1 pseudogene is annotated in these 525 nt (G+C 41.0%); it reads right to left on the bottom strand.

Going from position 1 to position 525, the window contains the following annotated elements:
- Positions 1-271, bottom strand: a pseudogene (locus tag AC1DWB_RS37185) (hypothetical protein); the annotation flags it as partial.
- Positions 272-525 lie beyond the last annotated feature (254 nt).

Genomic DNA, 525 nt, shown 5'->3' with positions numbered 1-525 from the left:
ACCCTTTGCTTTTACTCTGTTTTGCGCTGTCTCGGGCAAATACATATTTATGGCTAACCGCCTGTATGGACTGTGAATGCAAGGGGAATCGATGTTTCAATGCTGCTTGAAGTTCTGTTTTTCCAATCCATTTTCCGTTGTGTTGGGTGGCAAAGTCTTTGGCAAGAGATAGGCACTCGTTCCAAACTTGTGCTGAAATGCGGTTGCACTCAAATAGTCGATCCAGATTGGCTTTTGAAGTTTGAAACGCTGTTTTCACACATCGGATCACTTCGTTTTCTCCTCCTTTCCTGATTCTCGATAGGGTTGAAATGGTAATAGATGATCCTGCCGCTTCTGAACATGTAATCAGATTTATCGGCTCTTGCTTGCCTTCCCACATCAAAAAAATAAGAACGTTTGTTTGAATTGATTATACCAAACAAATGTTCTCATTGACAGCGCTTTCTGAGCTAATGATAGGATCCAATCTGTCATTATGCAATTTCGATAGTTCCATGTTAGGATGCTCTGAATAGAACATGA

It is taken from the genome of Paenibacillus sp. P4_E11, assembly GCF_056401635.1.
This window is presented reverse-complemented; position numbering and strand designations above follow the sequence as displayed.